The sequence below is a fragment of the Pseudomonas sp. DCB_BI genome (assembly GCF_026240995.1).
Classification (GTDB): domain Bacteria; phylum Pseudomonadota; class Gammaproteobacteria; order Pseudomonadales; family Pseudomonadaceae; genus Aquipseudomonas.
Window position 1 is genome coordinate 1 of the sequence record NZ_JAPFCG010000098.1, and the last position, 334, is coordinate 334.

A 334-nucleotide genomic window follows, 5' to 3' on the forward strand; every position below is an offset into this window, starting at 1 on the left:
CCATCGATATCCACAGCCGATTTGACGCCCAGGCTGATTTCACCCGAGTCCTTGTAGACGTCGTCACCCTGCGCTACGTGCTCATACGGCGCGCTGGTGTCACCGGCTTTGATGGTCACCTTGGCATCGTTGCTCAGGGTCACGACCAGGTCGTGATCCAGCGGCTGGTTGATGTGCACGGTGAAGGTCGGTTTGACGTTCTCGGCCACCGAGGTCTGGTCGGCCGTGATGGTGACCTTGACCAGGTCGCCTTCGTTGCCGCCGCCTGGGTTGCTCGGGGTACCTGGGGTGCCCGGCTCGTCGGTGACAGTGGTGCTGACCTGGGTTTTGTCCA

Annotated in this window: 1 protein-coding gene; it reads right to left on the reverse strand. The window is 62.0% G+C overall.

All coding sequences use genetic code 11. The features are described 5' to 3' along the window. The coding region (locus OO258_RS27430) for an immunoglobulin-like domain-containing protein (protein ID WP_266035076.1) at window positions 1-334 on the reverse strand (334 nt) is incomplete at both ends.